Raw genomic sequence first — 17,931 nt, 5'->3', positions numbered from 1 at the left:
CGGTGCACGAACTGCCGCAACAGCTGGCCAACGGCCTTGCCCTCGGTGCCCTTTATGGCCTCATAGCCATCGGGTACACCATGGTCTACGGCATCGTCCAGCTCATCAACTTCGCCCACGGCGAGATCTTCATGATCGGCGGCTTCGGCGCGCTCACCGCCTACGCCGCACTCCCGACCGGCACCTCCCTGCTGATCGCGATCCCCGTCATGATCGTCGGAGGCGCGCTCGCCTCCGTCGCCGTAGCCACCGCAGCCGAACGCTTCGCGTACCGTCCCCTGCGCAGCGCTCCCCGGCTCGCCCCCCTCATCACCGCAATCGGCCTCTCGATCGCGCTCCAGCAGCTCGTCTGGCAGTTCTACCCGGACGCCAAGAAGGCCGTCAGCTTCCCCGAGTTCAAGGGTGAAGCCTTCAAGATCACCGACAGCCTCGCCATCCAGCGCGCGGACCTCTTCGTCCTCATCCTCGCCCCGCTCTGCATGCTCGCCCTCGGCATCTTCGTCCAGAAGAGCCGCAGCGGCCGCGCCATGCAGGCCACCGCGCAGGACCCCGACACCGCGAAGCTGATGGGCATCAACACCGACCGCATCATCGTCATGGCCTTCGCCATCGGTGCCGCGTTCGCCGCCGTCGCCGCCGTCGCCTACGGCCTCGACAAGGGCCAGATCAACTTCGAGATGGGCTTCATCCTCGGCCTCAAGGCCTTCACCGCAGCCGTCCTCGGCGGCATCGGCAACATCTACGGGGCCATGGTCGGCGGCGTCGTCCTCGGTCTCGCCGAGGCCCTGTCGATCGCCTACATCGAAGACATCCCCGGCATGTCGCAGCTCGGCGGTGGAGCCTGGTCCAACGTCTGGGCGTTCGTACTCCTCATCGTCGTCCTCCTCGTGCGGCCACAAGGCCTGCTCGGTGAGCGCGTCGCGGATCGGGCGTGAGAACCATGACCAACGAAGCAACCCTCCCGATCGAGGCCGAGGCCGCGGCCACCAGTGCCGTCTCCCGCACCGCACTGCTCTACGCGGTCATCGGCGGAAGCCTGCTGACCGTCGTCAGCGCCTTCCTCGCTTGGACCTGGACCGCCGAGTTCCCCGGTGACCTCACCTACTACGGCAGCCCGGCCCCCATCCAGTTCCTGAGCCTCGTCGGCGCCCTCCTCACCGCCGTGTTCGCGCTCTCCGCGCTCGGCGTCAAGGGCCTGCGCTGGCTCACCCCCACCGGCGCCCGCAAGCCCGTGTGGATCCTCTCGCTCGGCACCCTCGCCGGCACCTGGTTCACCGTCATCGCCATCGCCTGGGTCCTCGGCGGATTCGTCCACCTGGAGCCCGGCGCGTACGTCGCCCTCGTCGGCTCGCTCGTACCGGTCCTCGCCGCGTACAAGATCCCCGACGACAGCCACAAGGCGGCCGCCGCCAAGAGGCTGCCCTCCTGGGCCGAGATCCTCGTCATCACCGTCGCCTTCGCCGTCGGCCTCTACGTGGTCACCTTCGGCATCGACACCGACGACAAGGAGCCCCAGCTCTTCGTCACGTACCTGATCATCGTCGGCTTCGCGGCGTTCGCCCTGCTCAAGTCCGGCCTCCTCGACCGGTTCAGCACCATCACCGCGAACAACCGCCAGGTCACGCTGATCGGCACCGCGGCCGCCGCGATCACCTTCCCGTTCATCCAGCAGAGCGGCGACACGTACACGCTCATCGCGGTGAACATCCTGATCTTCGCGACCGTCGCCCTCGGCCTCAACGTCGTCGTCGGCCTCGCGGGCCTGCTCGACCTCGGTTACGTCGCCTTCCTCGGCGTCGGCGCCTACGCCGCCGCCCTGGTCTCCGGCAGCACCGCCTCCGCCTTCGGCTTCCAGCTCCCCTTCTGGGCAGCGGTCATCGTCGGCGCACTCGCCTCGCTGATCTTCGGCGTGGTCATCGGAGCCCCGACCCTGCGCCTGCGCGGCGACTACCTCGCCATCGTCACCCTCGGCTTCGGAGAAATCTTCCGCATCGCCATGGGCAACCTCGACGGCACCTCCGGCCCGGACATCACCAACGGCCCCAACGGCATCCCGAACATCCCCCACCTCGAACTCTTCGGGTGGAACTTCGGGGAGTCGCACGACGTCGGCGGCATCACCCTCGGCGCCTACGCCAACTACTACTTCCTGATGCTGCTCGTGATGGCCCTGGTCATCCTGGTCTTCGCCCGGGCCGGCAACAGCCGCATCGGCCGCGCCTGGGTCGCCATCCGCGAGGACGAGACCGCCGCCGAAGCCATGGGCATCAACGGCTTCAAGGTCAAGCTCATCGCCTTCGCCCTCGGCGCCACCCTCGCCGGCCTGGCCGGCACCGTGCAGGCACACGTCAACAGCACGGTGGTTCCCGAGAACTACGTCTTCGCCGGGCCCGTCCCGCCGAACTCCGCGTTCCTCCTCGCCGCAGTCATCCTCGGCGGCATGGGCACCATCCGCGGCCCCATCCTCGGCGCCGCACTGCTCTTCCTGATCCCGGCGAAGCTGGCCTTCCTCCAGGACTACCAGCTCCTCGCGTTCGGCATCGCCCTCATCCTGCTCATGCGCTTCCGCCCCGAAGGCCTCATCGCCAACAAGCGCGCGCAGCTCGAGTACCACGACGAAGAGACGACTGACCAGGCCCCCGCGGACCTGGCCACCGCCAAGGCGGGTGCGTGAACACCATGACCACCACCACAGACACCACCACGGCGACCACGGTCCTCGAAGCCAGCGGCGTCACCATGCGCTTCGGCGGCCTCACCGCCGTCAAGGGCGTGGACCTCAAGGTCAACGCGGGCGAGATCGTCGGCCTCATCGGCCCCAACGGCGCCGGCAAGACCACCTTCTTCAACTGCCTCACCGGGCTGTACGTCCCCACCGAGGGAACCGTCAGCTACAAGGGCACGGTCCTGCCGCCCAAGCCGCACCTGGTCACCAGCGCGGGCATCGCCCGCACCTTCCAGAACATCCGGCTCTTCCACAACATGACGGTGCTGGAGAACGTCCTCGTCGGACGCCACACCCGCACCAAGGAAGGCCTCTGGTCCGCCCTCCTGCGCGGCCCCGGCTTCAAGAAGGCCGAAGCCGCCAGCGAGGCACGGGCGATGGAGCTCCTGGAGTTCATCGGCCTGGAGAAGAAGGCCCAGCACCTCGCCAAGAACCTCCCCTACGGCGAGCAGCGCAAGCTGGAGATCGCCCGCGCCCTTGCCAGCGACCCCGGTCTCATCCTCCTGGACGAGCCGACCGCCGGCATGAACCCGCAGGAGACCCGCGCGGCCGAAGAGCTCATCTTCGCCATCCGGGACATGGGCATCGCCGTACTCGTCATCGAGCACGACATGCGCTTCATCTTCAACCTCTGCGACCGCGTCGCCTGCCTCGTCCAGGGCGAGAAGCTCATCGAGGGCACCGCGGCCGAAGTCCAGGGCGACGAGCGCGTCATCGCCGCCTACCTCGGAGAGCCCTTCGAGGGCGACCCGGGCGCGGCCGAGGTCGCCGGGGTCGAAGCCGCCGAGGAGCACGCGGCGGCGGCAGCAGCCGAGGCCGAGGCACCGGCGGAAGCCGAAGCCGAAGCACCGGCGGAAGCCGAGGCCGACGCCGACGCCGACGCGGAGCCGGCCGCCGAGCCGGCCGCGGACACCGAAACGGCCGCGGACTCGGACAGCACCACCAGCACGGACGGAGAAGCCAAGTGACCGCACTGCTAGAGGTCCGGGACCTCAAGGTCGCCTACGGCAAGATCGAAGCCGTCAAGGGCATCTCCTTCGAGGTCAACGAGGGCGAGATCGTCTGCCTCGTCGGCACCAACGGCGCCGGCAAGACCACCACCCTGCGCACCCTCTCCGGGCTCCTCAAGCCCGCCGGCGGCACCATCACCTTCGACGGCAAGCCGCTCGCGCAGGTCCCCGCCCACAAGATCGTCTCCCTGGGCCTCGCCCACTCCCCCGAGGGACGCCACATCTTCCCCCGGCTGACGATCGCCGAAAACCTCCAGCTCGGCGCCTTCCTGCGCACCGACAAGGACGGCATCGAGAAGGACGTCGAGCGCGCCTACGAGATGTTCCCCATCCTGGGCGAACGCCGAAAGCAGGCGGCCGGCACCCTCTCGGGCGGTGAGCAGCAGATGCTCGCCATGGGCCGGGCCCTGATGTCCCGACCCAAGCTGCTCATGCTGGACGAGCCCTCCATGGGCCTCTCCCCGCTGATGATGCAGAAGATCATGGCGACCATCGCCGAGCTCAAGGCCACCGGCACCACCATCCTGCTCGTCGAGCAGAACGCCCAGGCCGCCCTCTCGCTGGCCGACCAGGCCCACGTGATGGAGATCGGCAAGATCGTGCTCAGCGGCTCCGGCCAGGAGCTCCTGCACAACGAGGACGTCCGCAAGGCCTACCTCGGCGAGGACTGATCCCCTCGCTGCACACGTGAGGCCCGCCACCTTCCCCCGGTGGCGGGCCTCACGCATGTCCGGTACTACTTCGCGGCGTTCTTCTTCTCCTCGGCGTCCTCGATGACCGCCTCCGCGACCTGCTGCATGGACATACGCCGGTCCATGGAGGTCTTCTGGATCCAGCGGAACGCGGCCGGCTCCGTCAGCCCGTACTGCGTCTGCAGGATGCTCTTCGCACGGTCCACGAGCTTGCGGGTCTCCAGCCGGAGCGAGAGGTCCGCGACCTCCTTCTCCAGCGCCTTCAGCTCCGCGAAGCGCGACACCGCCATCTCGATGGCCGGCACGACGTCGCTCTTGCTGAACGGCTTCACGAGGTACGCCATGGCCCCGGCGTCCCGCGCCCGCTCGACGAGGTCGCGCTGCGAGAACGCGGTGAGCATCAGTACGGGGGCGATGGACTCCTCCGCGATCTTCTCGGCCGCGGAGATCCCGTCCAGGACGGGCATCTTCACATCGAGGATGACCAGGTCGGGCCGGTGCTCGCGGGCCAGCTCGACGGCCGTCTGCCCGTCCCCGGCCTCGCCGACGACGGAGTAGCCCTCCTCCTCCAGCATCTCTTTCAGATCGAGACGGATGAGCGCCTCGTCCTCGGCGATGACGACACGCGTCGTCAGCGGCGGAACGTGCGACTGGTCGGCGTCGGGCGTGGGCGTCGACTCGTGCTCGGCGGTCACGGATGGCTCCTCGTTGCGGGGCATAACAGCTCCCACGAGCCTACCTAGCTCCTGTATGTTTGTGGCACGGAGGGTCTTAGGTATCCTTCGTTTCGAAGGGGCCCCGGTAGCCCAGCGGTAGAGGCGATGGATTCAAAACCCATTCAGCGTCGGTTCGAATCCGACCCGGGGTACTTCTCTTTCAATTCGAAGGTCACGCGATGCTCGCGTGACCTTCACTCGTTTCGGCGAAGGCCGCCGAAATGCACCACGTGAGCGAATTGCACCCGGCAGCGTCGACCGCATGTACGACATCGCCACCCGCTTGCACGCGCTGGACCTGCTCGCCGACGGGCGCAGCATGAACTCCGTCAGCAAGGAGACCGGGATATCCCGGGCCGCGATCCGGGCGTGGAAATCCCGTCTGGAACCCCTTCCCCGCCCGTTCCCCCACGCCCTGCCGTGCGCAGCACCTACCGACAAGGCCTCGTACGCGTACCTCCTGGGCCTCTATCTCGGTGACGGCTGCATCAGCCCGCATTCCCGCGGAGGGCATCACCTCCGGATTGCCTGCGCCGATGCGTGGCCCGGGCTCATCGAGCTGTGCCGCGCGGCGATCAAGGCCGTCCGGCCCGAAGACAAGGTCTACGTGCTGCGAAGGCGGGGCTGCGTGGCCGTCACCAGCTACGGACGGCACTGGACGTGCATGTTCCCGCAGCACGGCCCTGGCAAGAAGCACGAGCGGCGGATCGTCCTTGAGAGCTGGCAGCAAGAGATCGTCGATGCCCATCCGTGGGAGTTCGTGCGGGGGCTGATCCACTCCGACGGGTGTCGGATCACGAACTGGACCGTGCGGAACGGCAAGCGGTACGAGTACCCGCGGTACTTCTTCACCAACAAGTCCGACGACATCCGGAAGCTGTGTACGGACACGCTCACCAAGCTCGGGGTCCAGTGGACGATCCTGGCCCCGTGGGAGCGATCCCTTCAACGTCTCCGTCGCCCGGAAGGGCTCCGTCGCGCTCATGGACGCGCACGTCGGGCCCAAGTACTAGCGGGCCGCAGGCCGTGGCCGCGTCGGGCGGACGGGGCCCGACGCGGGGGTGTTGCCGGGCGGCGTCAGCGGACGGGGTCACCGATGTGGTGGACGCGGACCAGGTTGGTGGAGCCGGTGACTCCGGGGGGCGAGCCGGCGGTGATGACGACGACGTCGCCGCGTACGCAGCGGCCGATGCGCAGGAGCTCTTCCTCGACCTGGGCGACCATGGCGTCGGTGGAGTCGACGTGGGGGCCGAGGAAGGTTTCCACGCCCCAGGTGAGGTTGAGCTGGGAGCGGGTGGCGGGGTCGGGGGTGAAGGCGAGGAGGGGGATGGGCGAGCGGTAGCGGGAGAGGCGGCGGACGGTGTCGCCGCTCTGGGTGAAGGCGACCAGGAACTTCGCTCCGAGGAAGTCGCCCATTTCGGCGGCCGCGCGGGCGACGGCTCCGCCCTGGGTGCGGGGCTTGCTGCGTTCGGTGAGCGGCGGGAGCCCCTTGGCGAGGATGTCCTCTTCGGCGGCTTCGACGATGCGGGACATCGTCTTGACCGTCTCGACGGGGTACTTGCCCACGCTGGTTTCGCCGCTGAGCATGACCGCGTCCGTGCCGTCGATGATGGCGTTGGCGACGTCGGAGGCTTCGGCGCGGGTGGGCCGGGAGTTGTCGATCATCGAGTCGAGCATCTGGGTCGCGACGATGACGGGCTTGGCGTTGCGCTTGGCCAGTTTGACGGCGCGCTTCTGGACGATCGGGACCTGCTCCAGGGGCATTTCGACGCCGAGGTCGCCGCGGGCGACCATGATGCCGTCGAAGGCGGCGACGATGTCGTCGATGTTCTCGACGGCCTGGGGCTTTTCGATCTTCGCGATGACGGGGAGGCGGCGGCCTTCCTCGTCCATGATGCGGTGGACGTCTTCGATGTCGCGGCCGCTGCGGACGAAGGAGAGGGCGATGACGTCGGCGCCGGTGCGCAGGGCCCAGCGGAGGTCGTCGATGTCCTTTTCGGAGAGGGCGGGGACGGAGACGGCGACGCCGGGGAGGTTGAGTCCCTTGTGGTCGGAGACCATGCCGCCCTCGATGACGAGGGTCTGGACGCGGGGGCCGTCGACGCCGGTGACTTCGAGGGTGACGCGGCCGTCGTCGACGAGGATGCGTTCGCCGGTGGTGACGTCGGCGGCGAGGCCCTTGTAGGTGGTGCCGCAGGTGTGGCGGTCGCCTTCGAGGTCTTCGACGGTGATGGTGAATTCGTCGCCGCGTTCAAGGAGTACGGGGCCTTCGGCGAATCGGCCGAGGCGGATCTTCGGGCCTTGAAGGTCCGCGAGGATGCCGACGCTGCGGCCGGTTTCGTCGGAGGCTTTGCGTACGCGCTGGTAGCGCTCCTCGTGTTCGGCGTAGGTGCCGTGGCTGAGGTTGAGGCGGGCGATGTCCATTCCGGCTTCGACCAGGGCTTTGATCTGGTCGTATGAGTCGGTGGCGGGGCCCAGGGTACATACGATTTTTGCTCGGCGCATGGGGCGAGCGTATGCCCCTACCAGACAGTAGGAAATTGGTTCCGGGTGTCCACTCAACAACCTTTGGGCAAAAGCTTGTTGACAATTGTTGAATGTGCATGGGGGTGCTCTGATGAGCACCCCCCGGGGGCCTGCGGGTACGTGTTTTCGATCAGTCGGCGGGGGCCGGCGGGCGCTCGTGGCGGATGCCCGGTCGGCCGTTTAGGCGTCGCCGTGGTCGGGGACGGTGCGGGCGAAGCAGGCCCGGTTGCGCCGCTCGAAGTCGAGCGGGGCGGGGGCGTGGTCGGCGCGGAGGCCCTCCAGGGTCCGCTCGCCCGCCGGGGCGGGGGCGTTCACAGCCGGGGCGGGGTCATGGTGAAGCGGGCGTTCACCTGGGCGTGGACGGTCTGGCGCTGGGGTTCGAGGTCGAGGGGCGGCGCGGTGTCTTCGGAGGCGCTGAAGGCCATGGTGCGCATGCCGCCGCCGGGGGCGGCCTGCGGGTAGGCCTGGAGGGCGTTCTCCGCGCCGAGGTCGGCGAGTTCGACGAGGGCGGCGAGGTCGGCGCCGAGGGCGGCGGCGTATTCGCGGGCGCGCTGGACGGCTTCGAGCACGGCTTGGCGGCGGGCCTCGCCGTGGGCGGGCGAGGTGGGGCGCAGGGCCCACCAGGGGCCGTCGACGCTGGTGAGTTCGAGGTCGGCGAGGCGGGTGGTGAGTTCGCCGAGGGCGGTGAAGTCGCTGAGTTCGGCGGTGACGTGGACGCGGCCGTGGTAGGCGCGGACGCGTTCGGCGCGGCCGTGGCGGGTGAGTTCGGGGTTGATGGAGAAGGCGCCGGTTTCGAGCTTCTCGACGGCGTCGCCGTAGCTCTTGACGAGGTCGAGGACGGTGTTGTTGCGGCGGGTGAGGTCTTCGAGTGCGCTGCGCCGGTCGGTGCCTCGGGCGGTGACGGTGACGCCGATGCGGGCGATTTCGGGGTCGACTTCGAGGCGGGCTTCGCCGCGGACGGCGACGCGGGGGACTTCGGGGGTTCCGTAGGGCTGGGGTGCGGAGTCCTGGGTCATGGTTTCACTGTCGCATTGTCGTCGGGGGTCTGCCGCGTGGGTTCTGCCAGCGCGTCGCGGAGGGCGGCGCGGGAGGTGATGCCGAGTTTCGGGAAGAGTTGGTGGAGGTGGCTGGAGACGGTGCGCGGGGAGAGGTGGAGCCGTTCGCCGATTTGTTTGTTGGTGAGGCCGGCGGCGGCGAGGTGGGCGATTTCCCGCTGTTGCGGGGTGAGTGTGGCGGGTCCGGTGTGGTCGGCGTGCCCTGCGGTCTGCCCTGTTGCCCGGAGTTCGGCCGCGGCGCGGGCGGCCCAGGGGCGGGCGCCGAGGCGCTGGAAGGTGTCGAGTGCGTCGGCGAGGTGGGTGCGGGCCTCGGTGGCGGCCCGGGCCCGTCGGAGGTGTTCTCCGTAGGCGAGCTGGACGCGGGCGCGGTCGAAGGGCCAGCGGTCGCCGCCGGGGGTCGAGAGCGCTCTCCGGAACAGTTCGCCCGCCTGGGGGTCGCGGGCGGTGAGCGCGGCCGATGCTTCCACGGTCATCGTGAGCCGTGCCGAGATGGCGGCGGTGCCTGCCTGCCGTGCGGCGGTGACGTGGGTTGCGGCTTCGGTGCGTCGGCCGGTCCTGACGGCGGCTTCGACGAGGTCCATGACCAGGAAGAGGGCCGTGGGGACGTGGGAGGCGAGTTCGCCCGCGGGGCTGACCGCGCTCGCGTGGCGGTAGGCCTCTTCGTAGCGGCCTTGGCCGAGCGCGGCGAGGGCTTTCGCGTGGTGGGCGCCGGAGAGGGCGGAGCCGACGCGGCGGGGCGTGGCCCAGAGGGTCATCTCGTCGGTGAGGGCTTGGGTGGTGGCGGTGTCTCCGCGTGCGGCGGCGACCAGTGCGCGCTGGTAGAGGTAGTCGGTGGTGAGCAGTTGGTAGCTGTGGGCCGCGCTGAGGCGCCGTCCTTGCTCGGTCAGCTCGTCGAGCTGGTCCCAGGCGCCGGCGGCGAAGGAGTCGCGGCTCAGGAAGACCAGGCCTTGGAGTTCGAGTGTGACGGCGCTGGTGTCGCGGCCGTCGCGCAGGATGCGGCGCAGCGCCGTCCCGCAGTCCGCGAGCCGGTCGACGTATACGGCGGCCATGGCGGTCCGGATGATGCGGACGGGGTCGGATTCCCGGTCGAGGGTGGCGATGGTCTCGTCCAGGAGGGCGAGTGCGGGCGGTGCGGTGCGGGCGGGGTCGGCGATGGTGGCGAGGGTCAGGGTCAGCCGGTCGGGGACGTGGGGTGTCAGCAGGGCGACTGCCCGGTGGAGCGGTTCCCACAGTTCGGGGCGCTGTGCGCCGTGGCAGACCCAGGCGAGGGTGTAGAGCGCGTCGATCATGGTGGCGTCGGTGGCGTCGTACGGCTGGTGCTGCATGTCGATCGCGCCGGTGAGGAGGCGGTGGGCCGTGTCCAGGTCGCCTTCGCCGCTGAGGAGGAGGTGGTGTGCGGCGGCGACGGCTGCGACGAGGGGTCCGGTGCGGCCGCCGTCGGCTCGGCGGGCGTCTTCGAGGAGTTTGGGTACGTCGCGCAGGTCGCCGGTGAGGTCGGCGCCGAGGTAGGCGGCTTCGGCGGTGCGGCGGCTGCGTTCGTGGCCGCGGGGGCTCAGGTCGGCGGCGCGCAGGAGGGCGGCGATGGCGCCGGCCGCGTCGCCGCGCCGCAGGACGGCGTGTGCGGTCTGTTCGAGGAGGGCGGCGACGTGTTCGTCGGGGTCGACGGTGGCTTGGGCGAGTTGCCAGGCGCGGCGTTCCGGGCGGTCCGCGGCGTGTTCGGCGAGGGCGCGGTGGATGCGGCGGCGCTGGTCGCTGGTCGAGAGTTCCACGACGGCGGAGCGGGTGAGGGGGTGGCGGAAGGTCAGCCGGCCGGTGGTGTCGTCGACGTAGACGAGTCCCGCGCGCTCCGCGTGGGCCAGGTCGTCGATGCCGGTGGTGCCGATGGCGGCTTGGAGGGTGTGGAGGTCGCCGGTGCCGTCGAGGACGGCGCACAGGAGCAGGAGCCGGGTGGTGGGCGGCAGTGCCTCGATGCGGGCTGCGAAGAGCGTCTGGAGGCGGCGGCCGAGGGGCAGTACGTCGGGGATGGCGGCGTGGGCGCGCCGGGTGCCGTTGAGGGCGATGGGCAGCTCCAGCAGCGCCAGGGGGTTGCCCCGGGCCTCTGACAGGAGGCGTGTGCGTACGCGGGGTGCGAGGGCGGGGAACCGGTCCCTCACGAGCTCTTCTGCCGCGGCGGGGTCGAGGGGCTTCAGGTGGTGGGTGGTGACGCCTCCGCGGTCGAAGAAGCTGCCGTCGTCGGACCGGTACGCACCGAGGAAGCCGACGTGGCCGGCACCGCCACTTCCGCTGCCGCCACTCCCGCCGCCGCCACTTCCGCTGCCGCCACTTCCGCTGCCGCCACTTCCGCTGCCGCCGCCGCTGAGGCGGCGGGCGACGAGGCCCATCACCACGGCGCTGGCCCGGTCCAGCCACGGCAGGTCGTCGACGATGACGAGCAGCGGGCGCAAGGCCCCGGCGTGGGCGAGCAGGGCCGATACGGCGTTCGACAGCATCAGTTGCCGGGGTGGCGCGCCGTGCTCCAGGCCGAGGGCCACGCTGAGCGCGCCGCGGTAGGGGGCGTTCAGTTCTTCGAGTGCGTCCAGCAGCGGGTGCAGGATCTGGTGGAGTCCGGCGTAGCTGACCGAGCTCTCGAACTCCACGCCCGCCGCTCGCACGACCCGTGTGTCCGCGGCGTGGGCGTGCGCGGCGGCGGCGTCGAGGAGCTCCGTCTTTCCGACTCCGGCCTCGCCCGACAGCAGGAGGGCGCCGCCGGAGAGCCTGGCCCCGTCGACGAAGCCGCGGATCAGTTCGAGGTCGTCGTCACGTCCGATCAGCATGGGTGCCCCCTCCCCCGAAGTCCTGTCACTTTATGTCGCTCCCGCGTCCCCCTAAGTCATTTGACGGAAGCGGTGGGAACGCGGGCCCCCTAGCCTCGACTCGCTCGGGGACAACGGCCATGACACGCAAAGGCGAAGGTGAAGGAAATGAGCGCAGATGCGCCGATCCGAAACGTCGTGCTCGTTCACGGCGGGTTCGTGGACGGTTCGGGCTGGCAGGCGGTGTACGACCGTCTGGTCGGCGAGGGCTACCGCGTGAGCGTGGTCCAGCACCCCACGCTGGGGCTGGCGGGGGACGTGGCGGCCACCCGGCAGGTCATCGACGCGCAGGACGGTCCGGTGGTCCTCGTCGGCCACTCCTACGGCGGTGTGATCATCAGTGAGGCGGGGCGGCACGACGCGGTCGCCCGCCTCGTCTACGTCGCCGCCTTCGCTCCGGACAAGGGCGAGTCGGTGAACAGCCTGATCGCCGATCCGCCGCCGGGTGCTCCGGTGCCGCCGATCCTGCCTCCCCGGGACGGTTTCCTGTTCCTGGACCGGGAGCGGTTCGCCGAGTCGTTCGCGGGCGATCTGCCGCCCGAGCAGGCCCGGTTCATGGCCGACGCGCAGCTTCCGTGGGGCTTGGAGGCGCTCACGGGGGCGGTCACGGAGCCGGCGTGGCGGTCGAAGCCGAGCTGGTACCTGGTGTCCTCGGAGGACCGGATGATCCCGCCGCCGGCGCAGCGGGCGATGGCCGAGCGGATCGGGGCGACGGTGGTGGAGGTCCCGGCGAGCCATTCCGTGTACGTGTCCCGGCCCGACGCGGTCGCCGGTCTGATCAGGCAGGCGGCCGGCGCGTAGCCTCCGCCGCCGGGCCCGCGCCGACCTGCGCGGGCCCGGCGGCGGCCGTTGCGGCGGCCGCTGCGGCGGCCGTCAGTTCGGCGGGAGGTTCCACTTCTGGTTGGGGGTGCCGCCGCAGGTCCAGATCTGGAGGCGGGTTCCGTTGGCGGCGTTGTTGCCGGTGACGTCGAGGCATTTGTCGGCTTGCGGGTTGACGATGTCGCGGGCCGCCGGCAGGGCCCAGCGTTGTGCGGGGCTGCCGTTGCAGTCGTAGAGCTGGACGGGGGTGCCGTCGGCGGTGGCGCCGCCCGTCACGTCGAGGCATTTGCCGAGGGCGCGCAGGGTGCCGTCGGCGGCGGGGGTCCACTGCTGGGCGGGGGTGCCGTTGCAGTCGTAGAGCTGGACGGGGGTGCCGTTGGCGGGGTTGGCGCCGGCGACGTCGACGCATTTGCCCGCGAGGCCGGTGATCGGGCCGGTGCGGCCGGTGCCGGTGTCGGAGGTGGTGACCCGTACGTGGTCGACGACGAGCTGCTGGGGGAAGGCGGTGCCGCCGTCGGGGTCGCCGGGCCAGTAGCCGCCGACGGCGAGGTTGAGGATCAGGAAGAACGGCTTGTTGAAGGCCCAGGTGCGGCCGCCGAGGTCGGCGGGGGTGCGGCGCTGGTAGACGGCTCCGTCGACGGACCAGCTGATGGCGTCGGGGGCCCAGTCGACGGCGAAGGTGTGGAAGGCGTCGGCGAAGGCCTGGCCGCCGGGGAGCGTGTAGGCGGCGCCGATGCCGCCGGATCCGGAGTATCCGGGTCCGTGGAGCGTTCCGTGGATGGTGGAGGGTTCGAATCCGACGTTCTCCATGACGTCGATCTCGCCGGAGTTCGGCCAGCCGACCTGGCCTATGTCGTTGCCGAGCATCCAGAACGCGGGCCACATCCCCTGGCCGCGCGGGACTTTGAGTCTGGCTTCGACGTGTCCGTACGCCTGGGTGAAGCGGCCGGCGGTGTTGAGCCGGGCGGAGGTGTACTCGCACCGCCCGTACCAGCAGGCGTAGTTGCCGGGGTTCTCGCGGCGGGCGGTGATCACGAGGTGGCCCTGGCCGTCGAGGGCGGCGTTCCGGTTGCCCGCCGTGTAGTACTGCCGTTCGTGGTTGTTGACGTTGTCGCCGGTCTCGGTCTGCCATTTTCCGGGGTCGGCGGCGGCTCCGGCCGGCCCGTCGAATTCGTCGGAGAAGGTGGCCGCGGCGGCTGCGGCCGTGGGGGTTTCCGCGGCGCCGGTGGGCGGGGCGGCGAGGCCGCTCCAGCAGAGCAGGGCGAGGGCGCCGAGCGCGGTGCGGTGGCGCCAGGTGGTGCGCATGACCATGCGATCACATCACTTCGGGGTGGGGGGACTCACCTCAACTGCCTTAGTTCAACACTTGATTCAAGGCTCATGACCGTGTCACGTCAAGATATCGGCACCCGGCGGGGCTGTTGCTCCCCCTGGCCCATCGGTCAGAATCTACGCGCGTTGTTCACGCTGATCAGGGGAGATGGCATGGCGTTCGACCGTAGGACGTTTCTGGGTACTTCTGCCGCCACGGGTGCGGCCGTCGCGCTGACGGGGGCCGCCGGTACTCCGGCCGCCGCGGCCGAGGCGACCGCGGCCGGGGCGACCGCCGCCGGGGCGACCGCCCGGCAGCGGACGTACTCGTTCACGGTGATGGGTACGACCGACCTGCACGGAAACGTTTTCAACTGGGACTACTTCACGGACAAGGAGTTCGACGACAAGGCGCACAACGACGTCGGCCTCGCGAAGATCTCGACGCTCGTGAACCAGGTGCGGGCGCAGAAGGGGCGCCGCAACACCCTGCTGATAGACGCCGGCGACACGATCCAGGGCACGCAGCTGTCCTACTACTACGCGAAGGTGGACCCGATCACCGCACGCCGCGGGCCGGTCCACCCGATGGCGCAGGCGATGAACGCGATCGGCTACGACGCGGCGGCGCTCGGGAACCACGAGTTCAACTACGGCATTCCGGTGCTGCGCAAGTTCGAGGAGCAGTGCGACTTCCCGCTGCTGGGGGCGAACGCGCTGGACGCGAAGACGCTGCGCCCGGCGTTCGCGCCGTACAGCATGCACCGGCTGCGGACCCCGCACGGGCGGGACGTGAAGGTGGCGGTGCTGGGGCTGACGAACCCGGGCATCGCGATCTGGGACAAGGCCAACGTGCAGGGGAAGATGACGTTCCCGGGTCTGGAGGAGCAGGCGGCGAAGTACGTGCCCAAGCTCCGCTCCATGGGCGCGGACGTGGTGATCGTGTCCGCGCACTCCGGTTCGAGCGGCACGTCCTCGTACGGCGACCAGCTGCCGTACATCGAGAACGCGGCCGCTCTGGTGGCCGAGCAGGTGCCGGGGATCGACGCGATCCTGGTCGGGCACGCGCACACGGAGATCCCGGAGTACCGGGTGAAGAACAAGGCGACCGGCAAGGACGTGGTCCTGTCGGAGCCGCTGAAGTGGGGGCAGCGCCTGACGCTGTTCGACTTCGAGCTGACCTGGTCGAAGGGCTGCTGGTCGGTGGCGAAGGTGTCGGCGCAGGTGCTGAACTCCAACACGGCCGCCGAGGACCCGAAGATCACCGGTCTGCTGTCGGACGAGCACCGCAAGGTCGTGGCGTACGTGAACCAGGTGATCGGTACGTCGACGCAGGCGATGTCCTCGGCGGAGGGGCCGGTCAAGGACGTCGCGATCATCGACCTGATCAGCCACGTGCAGGCGGAGACGGTGAAGGGCGCGCTGGCCGGTACGGAGTGGGCGGCCCTGCCGGTGCTGTCGCAGGCGTCGTGCTTCTCGCGGACCGCGGCGATCCCGGCCGGGCAGGTGACGATCAAGGACGCGGCGGGCCTGTACCCGTTCGAGAACACCCTTGAGGCACGGCTGCTGACGGGGGCGCAGTTGAAAGACTACCTGGAGTTCTCGGCGCGGTACTACGTGCAGACGGCCGCGGGCGCTCCGGTGGACCCGGCGAAGCTGACGAACGCCGAGAACACCCCGGACTACAACTACGACGCCGTGTACGGGCTGGCGTACGACATCGACGTCGCGCAGCCGGCGGGTTCGCGGATCACGGGGCTGTCCTTCCAGGGGAAGCCGGTGGATCCGGCGCAGCGGTTCGTCCTGGCGGTGAACAACTACCGGGCGGCGGGCGGCGGGAACTTCCCGCACGTGCCGCAGGCCAAGCAGCTGTGGGCGAATTCGGAGGAGATCCGCAACACGATCATCCAGTGGGTGAAGGCGAAGGGCACGATCGACCCGGCACAGTTCGCGTCCGTGGACTGGCGGCTGACCCGTGCCGGGGTTCCGGTGTTCTAGCCGGTCCGAGCGGTGTGCGTACGCCGAGGAGGTGTCCGGCCGGCCCTGCCGGACGCCCCCTACGGGTGTTCGACCAGCGGGAGCAGCTCGACCGTGGGAGCGGGCCGGGTGTGCTCCCGCTGTTCGAGGCCGAAGGTGGTGAAGGCCGTGCGGGCGGGCTGCGGGTAGGGCTCCTTGCCGGTGAGGGTGTTCAGGATGGCGGCGCTGCGCCAGGCGGCGAGTCCGAGGTCGGGGGCTCCGACGCCGTGGCTGTGGCGTTCGCCGTTCTGGACGAAGATGCTGCCGGTGACGCTGGGGTCGAGGATCATGCGGTGGCGGTCGTCGATCCGGGGCCGGCCCGAGGAGTCCTTGCGCAGGTACGGGTCGAGGCCGGCGAGGAGGCCGGTGAGCGGGCGCTCGCGGTAGCCGGTGGCGAGGACGACCGCGTCGGTGGTGAGGCGGGAGCGGGTGCCCTGCTGGGCGTGGTCGAGGTGGAGTTCGACCTTGGTGGTGGCGACGCGGCCGGCGGTGCGGACGCTGACTCCCGGGGTCAGGACCGCGTCGGGCCAGCCCCCGGCGAGGGTGCGCCGGTAGAGCTCCTCGTGGATGGCGGCGATGGTGCCGGCGTCGATGCCCTTGTGGAGCTGCCACTGTGCGGGGACGAGCTGGTCGCGTACGGGCTCGGGCAGGGCGTGGAAGTAGCGGGTGTAGTCGGGCGTGAAGTGTTCGAGGCCGAGCTTCGAGTACTCCATGGGGGCGAAGGACGGGGTACGGGCGAGCCAGGCGAGGCGTTCGCGGCCGGCGGGGCGGGAGCGGAGCAGGTCGAGGAAGACCTCGGCTCCGGACTGCCCGGATCCGATCACCGTCACGTGTTCGGCGCCGAGGATGCGCTGCCGGTTGTCGAGGTACTCGGCGGAGTGGATGACGGGGACGGCCGGTGCCGCGGCGAGCGGGCGCAGCGGTTCGGGGACGTAGGGGGCGGTGCCGATGCCGAGGGCGAGGTTGCGGGTGTAGGTGCGGCCGAGGGCTTCGGCTTCGCCGTCGGTGTCGAGCTGGGTGTAGTCGACTTCGAAGAGGTCGCGTTCGGGGTTCCAGCGGACGGCGTCGACCTGGTGGCCGAAGTGGAGTCCGGGCAGGCGTCCGGCGACCCAGCGGCAGTAGGCGTCGTACTCGGCGCGCTGGATGTGGAACTGCTCGGCGAAGTAGAAGGGGAAGAGCCGTTCCTTGTGCTTGAGGTAGTTGAGGAAGGTCCAGGGGCTGGAGGGGTCGGCGAGGGTGACGAGGTCGGCGAGGAAGGGGACTTGGAGGGTGGTGCCGTCGATGAGCAGCCCGGGGTGCCAGCGGAAGTCGTGGCGCTGGTCGTAGAAGGCGGTGGCGAGTTCGCCGGCTCCTTGGTGGGGGAGGCCGTGGGCGAGGGCGGCGAGGGACAGGTTGGAGGGGCCGATGCCGATTCCGACGAGGTCGTGGGGCGCATCGAGCTGGGCGGTCATCGGTGGCTGCTGCCTTCCAGGAGGGTGACGAGGGTGTCCAGGTCCCGTTCGGTGGTGTGGGGGTTGAGCAGGGTGGCCTTGAGCCAGAGGCGGCCGTCGGCGGTGGCGCGGCCGAGGACGGCGCGGCCGCCGAGGAGGAGGGTGCGGCGCAGGGCGGCGAGGTCGGTGTCGTCGGTGTGGGTGGGGCGGAAGAGGACGGTGCTGATGGTGGGGGGTGCGTGGAGTTCGAAGCGGGGGTGCGCGTCGAGGAGGCGGGCGAGGTGGTGGGCGAGTTCGCAGGTGCGGTCGATGAGGTGGGCGAGGCCGTCGCGGCCGAGTGAGCGCAGGGTCGCGGCGATCTTGAGGGCGTCGGGGCGGCGGGTGGTACGCAGGGAGCGGCCGAGGAGGTCGGGCAGGCCGGCTTCGGTGTCGTCGGTGGCGTTGAGGTAGTCGGCCTGGTGGGCGAGGGGGGCCAGCAGGGCGGTGTCGGGGACGGCGAGGAGGCCTGCGGCGACGGGCTGCCAGCCGAGTTTGTGCAGGTCGATGGTGAGGGAGTGGGCGCGGGCCAGGCCTGCGACGCGGGGCCGGTGGCGGGGGCTGAGGGCGAGGAGGCCGCCGTACGCGGCGTCGATGTGGAGGTCGGCGCCGTACTGCTCGCACAGGTCGGCGAGGGGTTCGAGGGGGTCGATGAGGCCGGCGTCGGTGGTGCCGGCGGTGGCGGTGACGAGGACGGGCCCGGTGGCGGCGGCGATGTCGGAGAGGCCGAGGAGGCCGAGGCC

General features: G+C 70.3%; 14 protein-coding genes, 1 tRNA gene and 1 pseudogene. 8 read left to right on the top strand and 8 right to left on the bottom strand.

The window, feature by feature from the left end; genetic code table 11:
* The first annotated feature begins 2 nt into the window (after positions 1-2).
* Genes ADK52_RS05155 through ADK52_RS05140 form a run of 4 tightly spaced genes read left to right on the top strand, consistent with a single transcriptional unit; the run spans position 3 to position 4,406 of the window.
* Positions 3-935 (top strand): branched-chain amino acid ABC transporter permease, encoded by a 933-nt coding sequence (locus ADK52_RS05155; protein WP_030155821.1) that lies wholly within the window; start codon positions 3-5, stop codon positions 933-935.
* Positions 936-940: 5 nt separating this feature from the next.
* On the top strand, positions 941-2,674 hold the full coding sequence (locus ADK52_RS05150) for a branched-chain amino acid ABC transporter permease (protein WP_053688589.1): 1,734 nt from the start codon (positions 941-943) through the stop codon (positions 2,672-2,674).
* A 5-nt stretch (positions 2,675-2,679) separates the two neighbouring features.
* Positions 2,680-3,693 (top strand): ABC transporter ATP-binding protein, encoded by a 1,014-nt coding sequence (locus ADK52_RS44370; protein WP_107089981.1) that lies wholly within the window; start codon positions 2,680-2,682, stop codon positions 3,691-3,693.
* Positions 3,690-4,406, top strand: a complete 717-nt coding sequence (locus tag ADK52_RS05140) for an ABC transporter ATP-binding protein (protein WP_053688587.1) — start codon at positions 3,690-3,692, stop codon at positions 4,404-4,406. The genes ADK52_RS44370 and ADK52_RS05140 overlap by 4 nt, the downstream gene beginning before the upstream one ends.
* 65 nt (positions 4,407-4,471) lie before the next feature.
* Here the strand turns inward: ADK52_RS05140 and ADK52_RS05135 are convergent, their stop codons facing one another.
* Entirely contained in the window at positions 4,472-5,146 is a 675-nt protein-coding gene (locus tag ADK52_RS05135) for an ANTAR domain-containing response regulator (RefSeq protein WP_051696134.1), read from the bottom strand.
* A 76-nt stretch (positions 5,147-5,222) separates the two neighbouring features.
* Here ADK52_RS05135 and ADK52_RS05130 point away from each other — a divergent pair.
* Positions 5,223-5,295, top strand: a tRNA-Leu gene (locus ADK52_RS05130).
* Positions 5,296-5,405: 110 nt separating this feature from the next.
* Positions 5,406-6,156 (top strand): annotated as a pseudogene (locus ADK52_RS43360) (transcriptional regulator).
* A gap of 64 nt (positions 6,157-6,220) precedes the next feature.
* Here the strand turns inward: ADK52_RS43360 and pyk are convergent.
* The 4 genes from pyk to ADK52_RS05110 all read right to left on the bottom strand — a co-directional run bounded on the left by pyk (position 6,221) and on the right by ADK52_RS05110 (position 11,537).
* On the bottom strand, positions 6,221-7,648 hold the full coding sequence (pyk, locus tag ADK52_RS05120; protein ID WP_053688585.1) for a pyruvate kinase: 1,428 nt from the start codon (positions 7,646-7,648) through the stop codon (positions 6,221-6,223).
* 201 nt (positions 7,649-7,849) lie between these two features.
* Entirely contained in the window at positions 7,850-7,984 is a 135-nt protein-coding gene (locus ADK52_RS42845) for a hypothetical protein (protein WP_420714799.1), read from the bottom strand.
* Positions 7,981-8,685: an SIMPL domain-containing protein gene (locus tag ADK52_RS05115; RefSeq protein WP_053688584.1), complete on the bottom strand. Its 705-nt coding sequence runs from the start codon at positions 8,683-8,685 to the stop codon at positions 7,981-7,983. Before ADK52_RS05115 ends, ADK52_RS42845 begins: the two co-directional genes overlap by 4 nt.
* Positions 8,682-11,537, bottom strand: coding sequence for an AAA family ATPase (locus ADK52_RS05110; RefSeq protein ID WP_053688583.1), 2,856 nt, complete (start codon positions 11,535-11,537; stop codon positions 8,682-8,684). The genes ADK52_RS05115 and ADK52_RS05110 overlap by 4 nt, the downstream gene beginning before the upstream one ends.
* A gap of 147 nt (positions 11,538-11,684) precedes the next feature.
* On the opposite strand from ADK52_RS05110, the gene ADK52_RS05105 reads away from it, so the two are divergent.
* Positions 11,685-12,377: an alpha/beta fold hydrolase gene (locus tag ADK52_RS05105; protein WP_053688582.1), complete on the top strand. Its 693-nt coding sequence runs from the start codon at positions 11,685-11,687 to the stop codon at positions 12,375-12,377.
* Between the two features lie 72 nt (positions 12,378-12,449).
* On the opposite strand, the gene ADK52_RS05100 is transcribed toward ADK52_RS05105, so the two are convergent.
* Positions 12,450-13,700 (bottom strand): glycoside hydrolase family 16 protein, encoded by a 1,251-nt coding sequence (locus tag ADK52_RS05100; RefSeq protein WP_053688661.1) that lies wholly within the window; start codon positions 13,698-13,700, stop codon positions 12,450-12,452.
* Between the two features lie 180 nt (positions 13,701-13,880).
* Here ADK52_RS05100 and ADK52_RS05095 point away from each other — a divergent pair, with 180 nt between their 5' ends.
* A complete protein-coding gene (locus ADK52_RS05095; RefSeq protein WP_053688581.1) occupies positions 13,881-15,704 on the top strand; it encodes a bifunctional metallophosphatase/5'-nucleotidase in 1,824 nt (607 codons plus the stop codon).
* Positions 15,705-15,763: 59 nt separating this feature from the next.
* On the opposite strand, the gene ADK52_RS05090 is transcribed toward ADK52_RS05095, so the two are convergent.
* The gene (locus tag ADK52_RS05090; protein ID WP_053688580.1) at positions 15,764-17,173 is read right to left on the bottom strand and encodes a lysine N(6)-hydroxylase/L-ornithine N(5)-oxygenase family protein; all 1,410 of its coding nucleotides are present in this window, start codon (positions 17,171-17,173) and stop codon (positions 15,764-15,766) included.
* Positions 17,170-17,931: pyridoxal phosphate-dependent decarboxylase family protein (locus tag ADK52_RS05085; protein WP_234343443.1), on the bottom strand; the 762-nt coding region annotated here is incomplete at its 5' end. The genes ADK52_RS05085 and ADK52_RS05090, both read right to left, overlap by 4 nt.

This window comes from Streptomyces sp. WM6372 (assembly GCF_001279655.1).
Taxonomy (GTDB): domain Bacteria; phylum Actinomycetota; class Actinomycetes; order Streptomycetales; family Streptomycetaceae; genus Streptomyces.
This window is presented reverse-complemented; position numbering and strand designations above follow the sequence as displayed.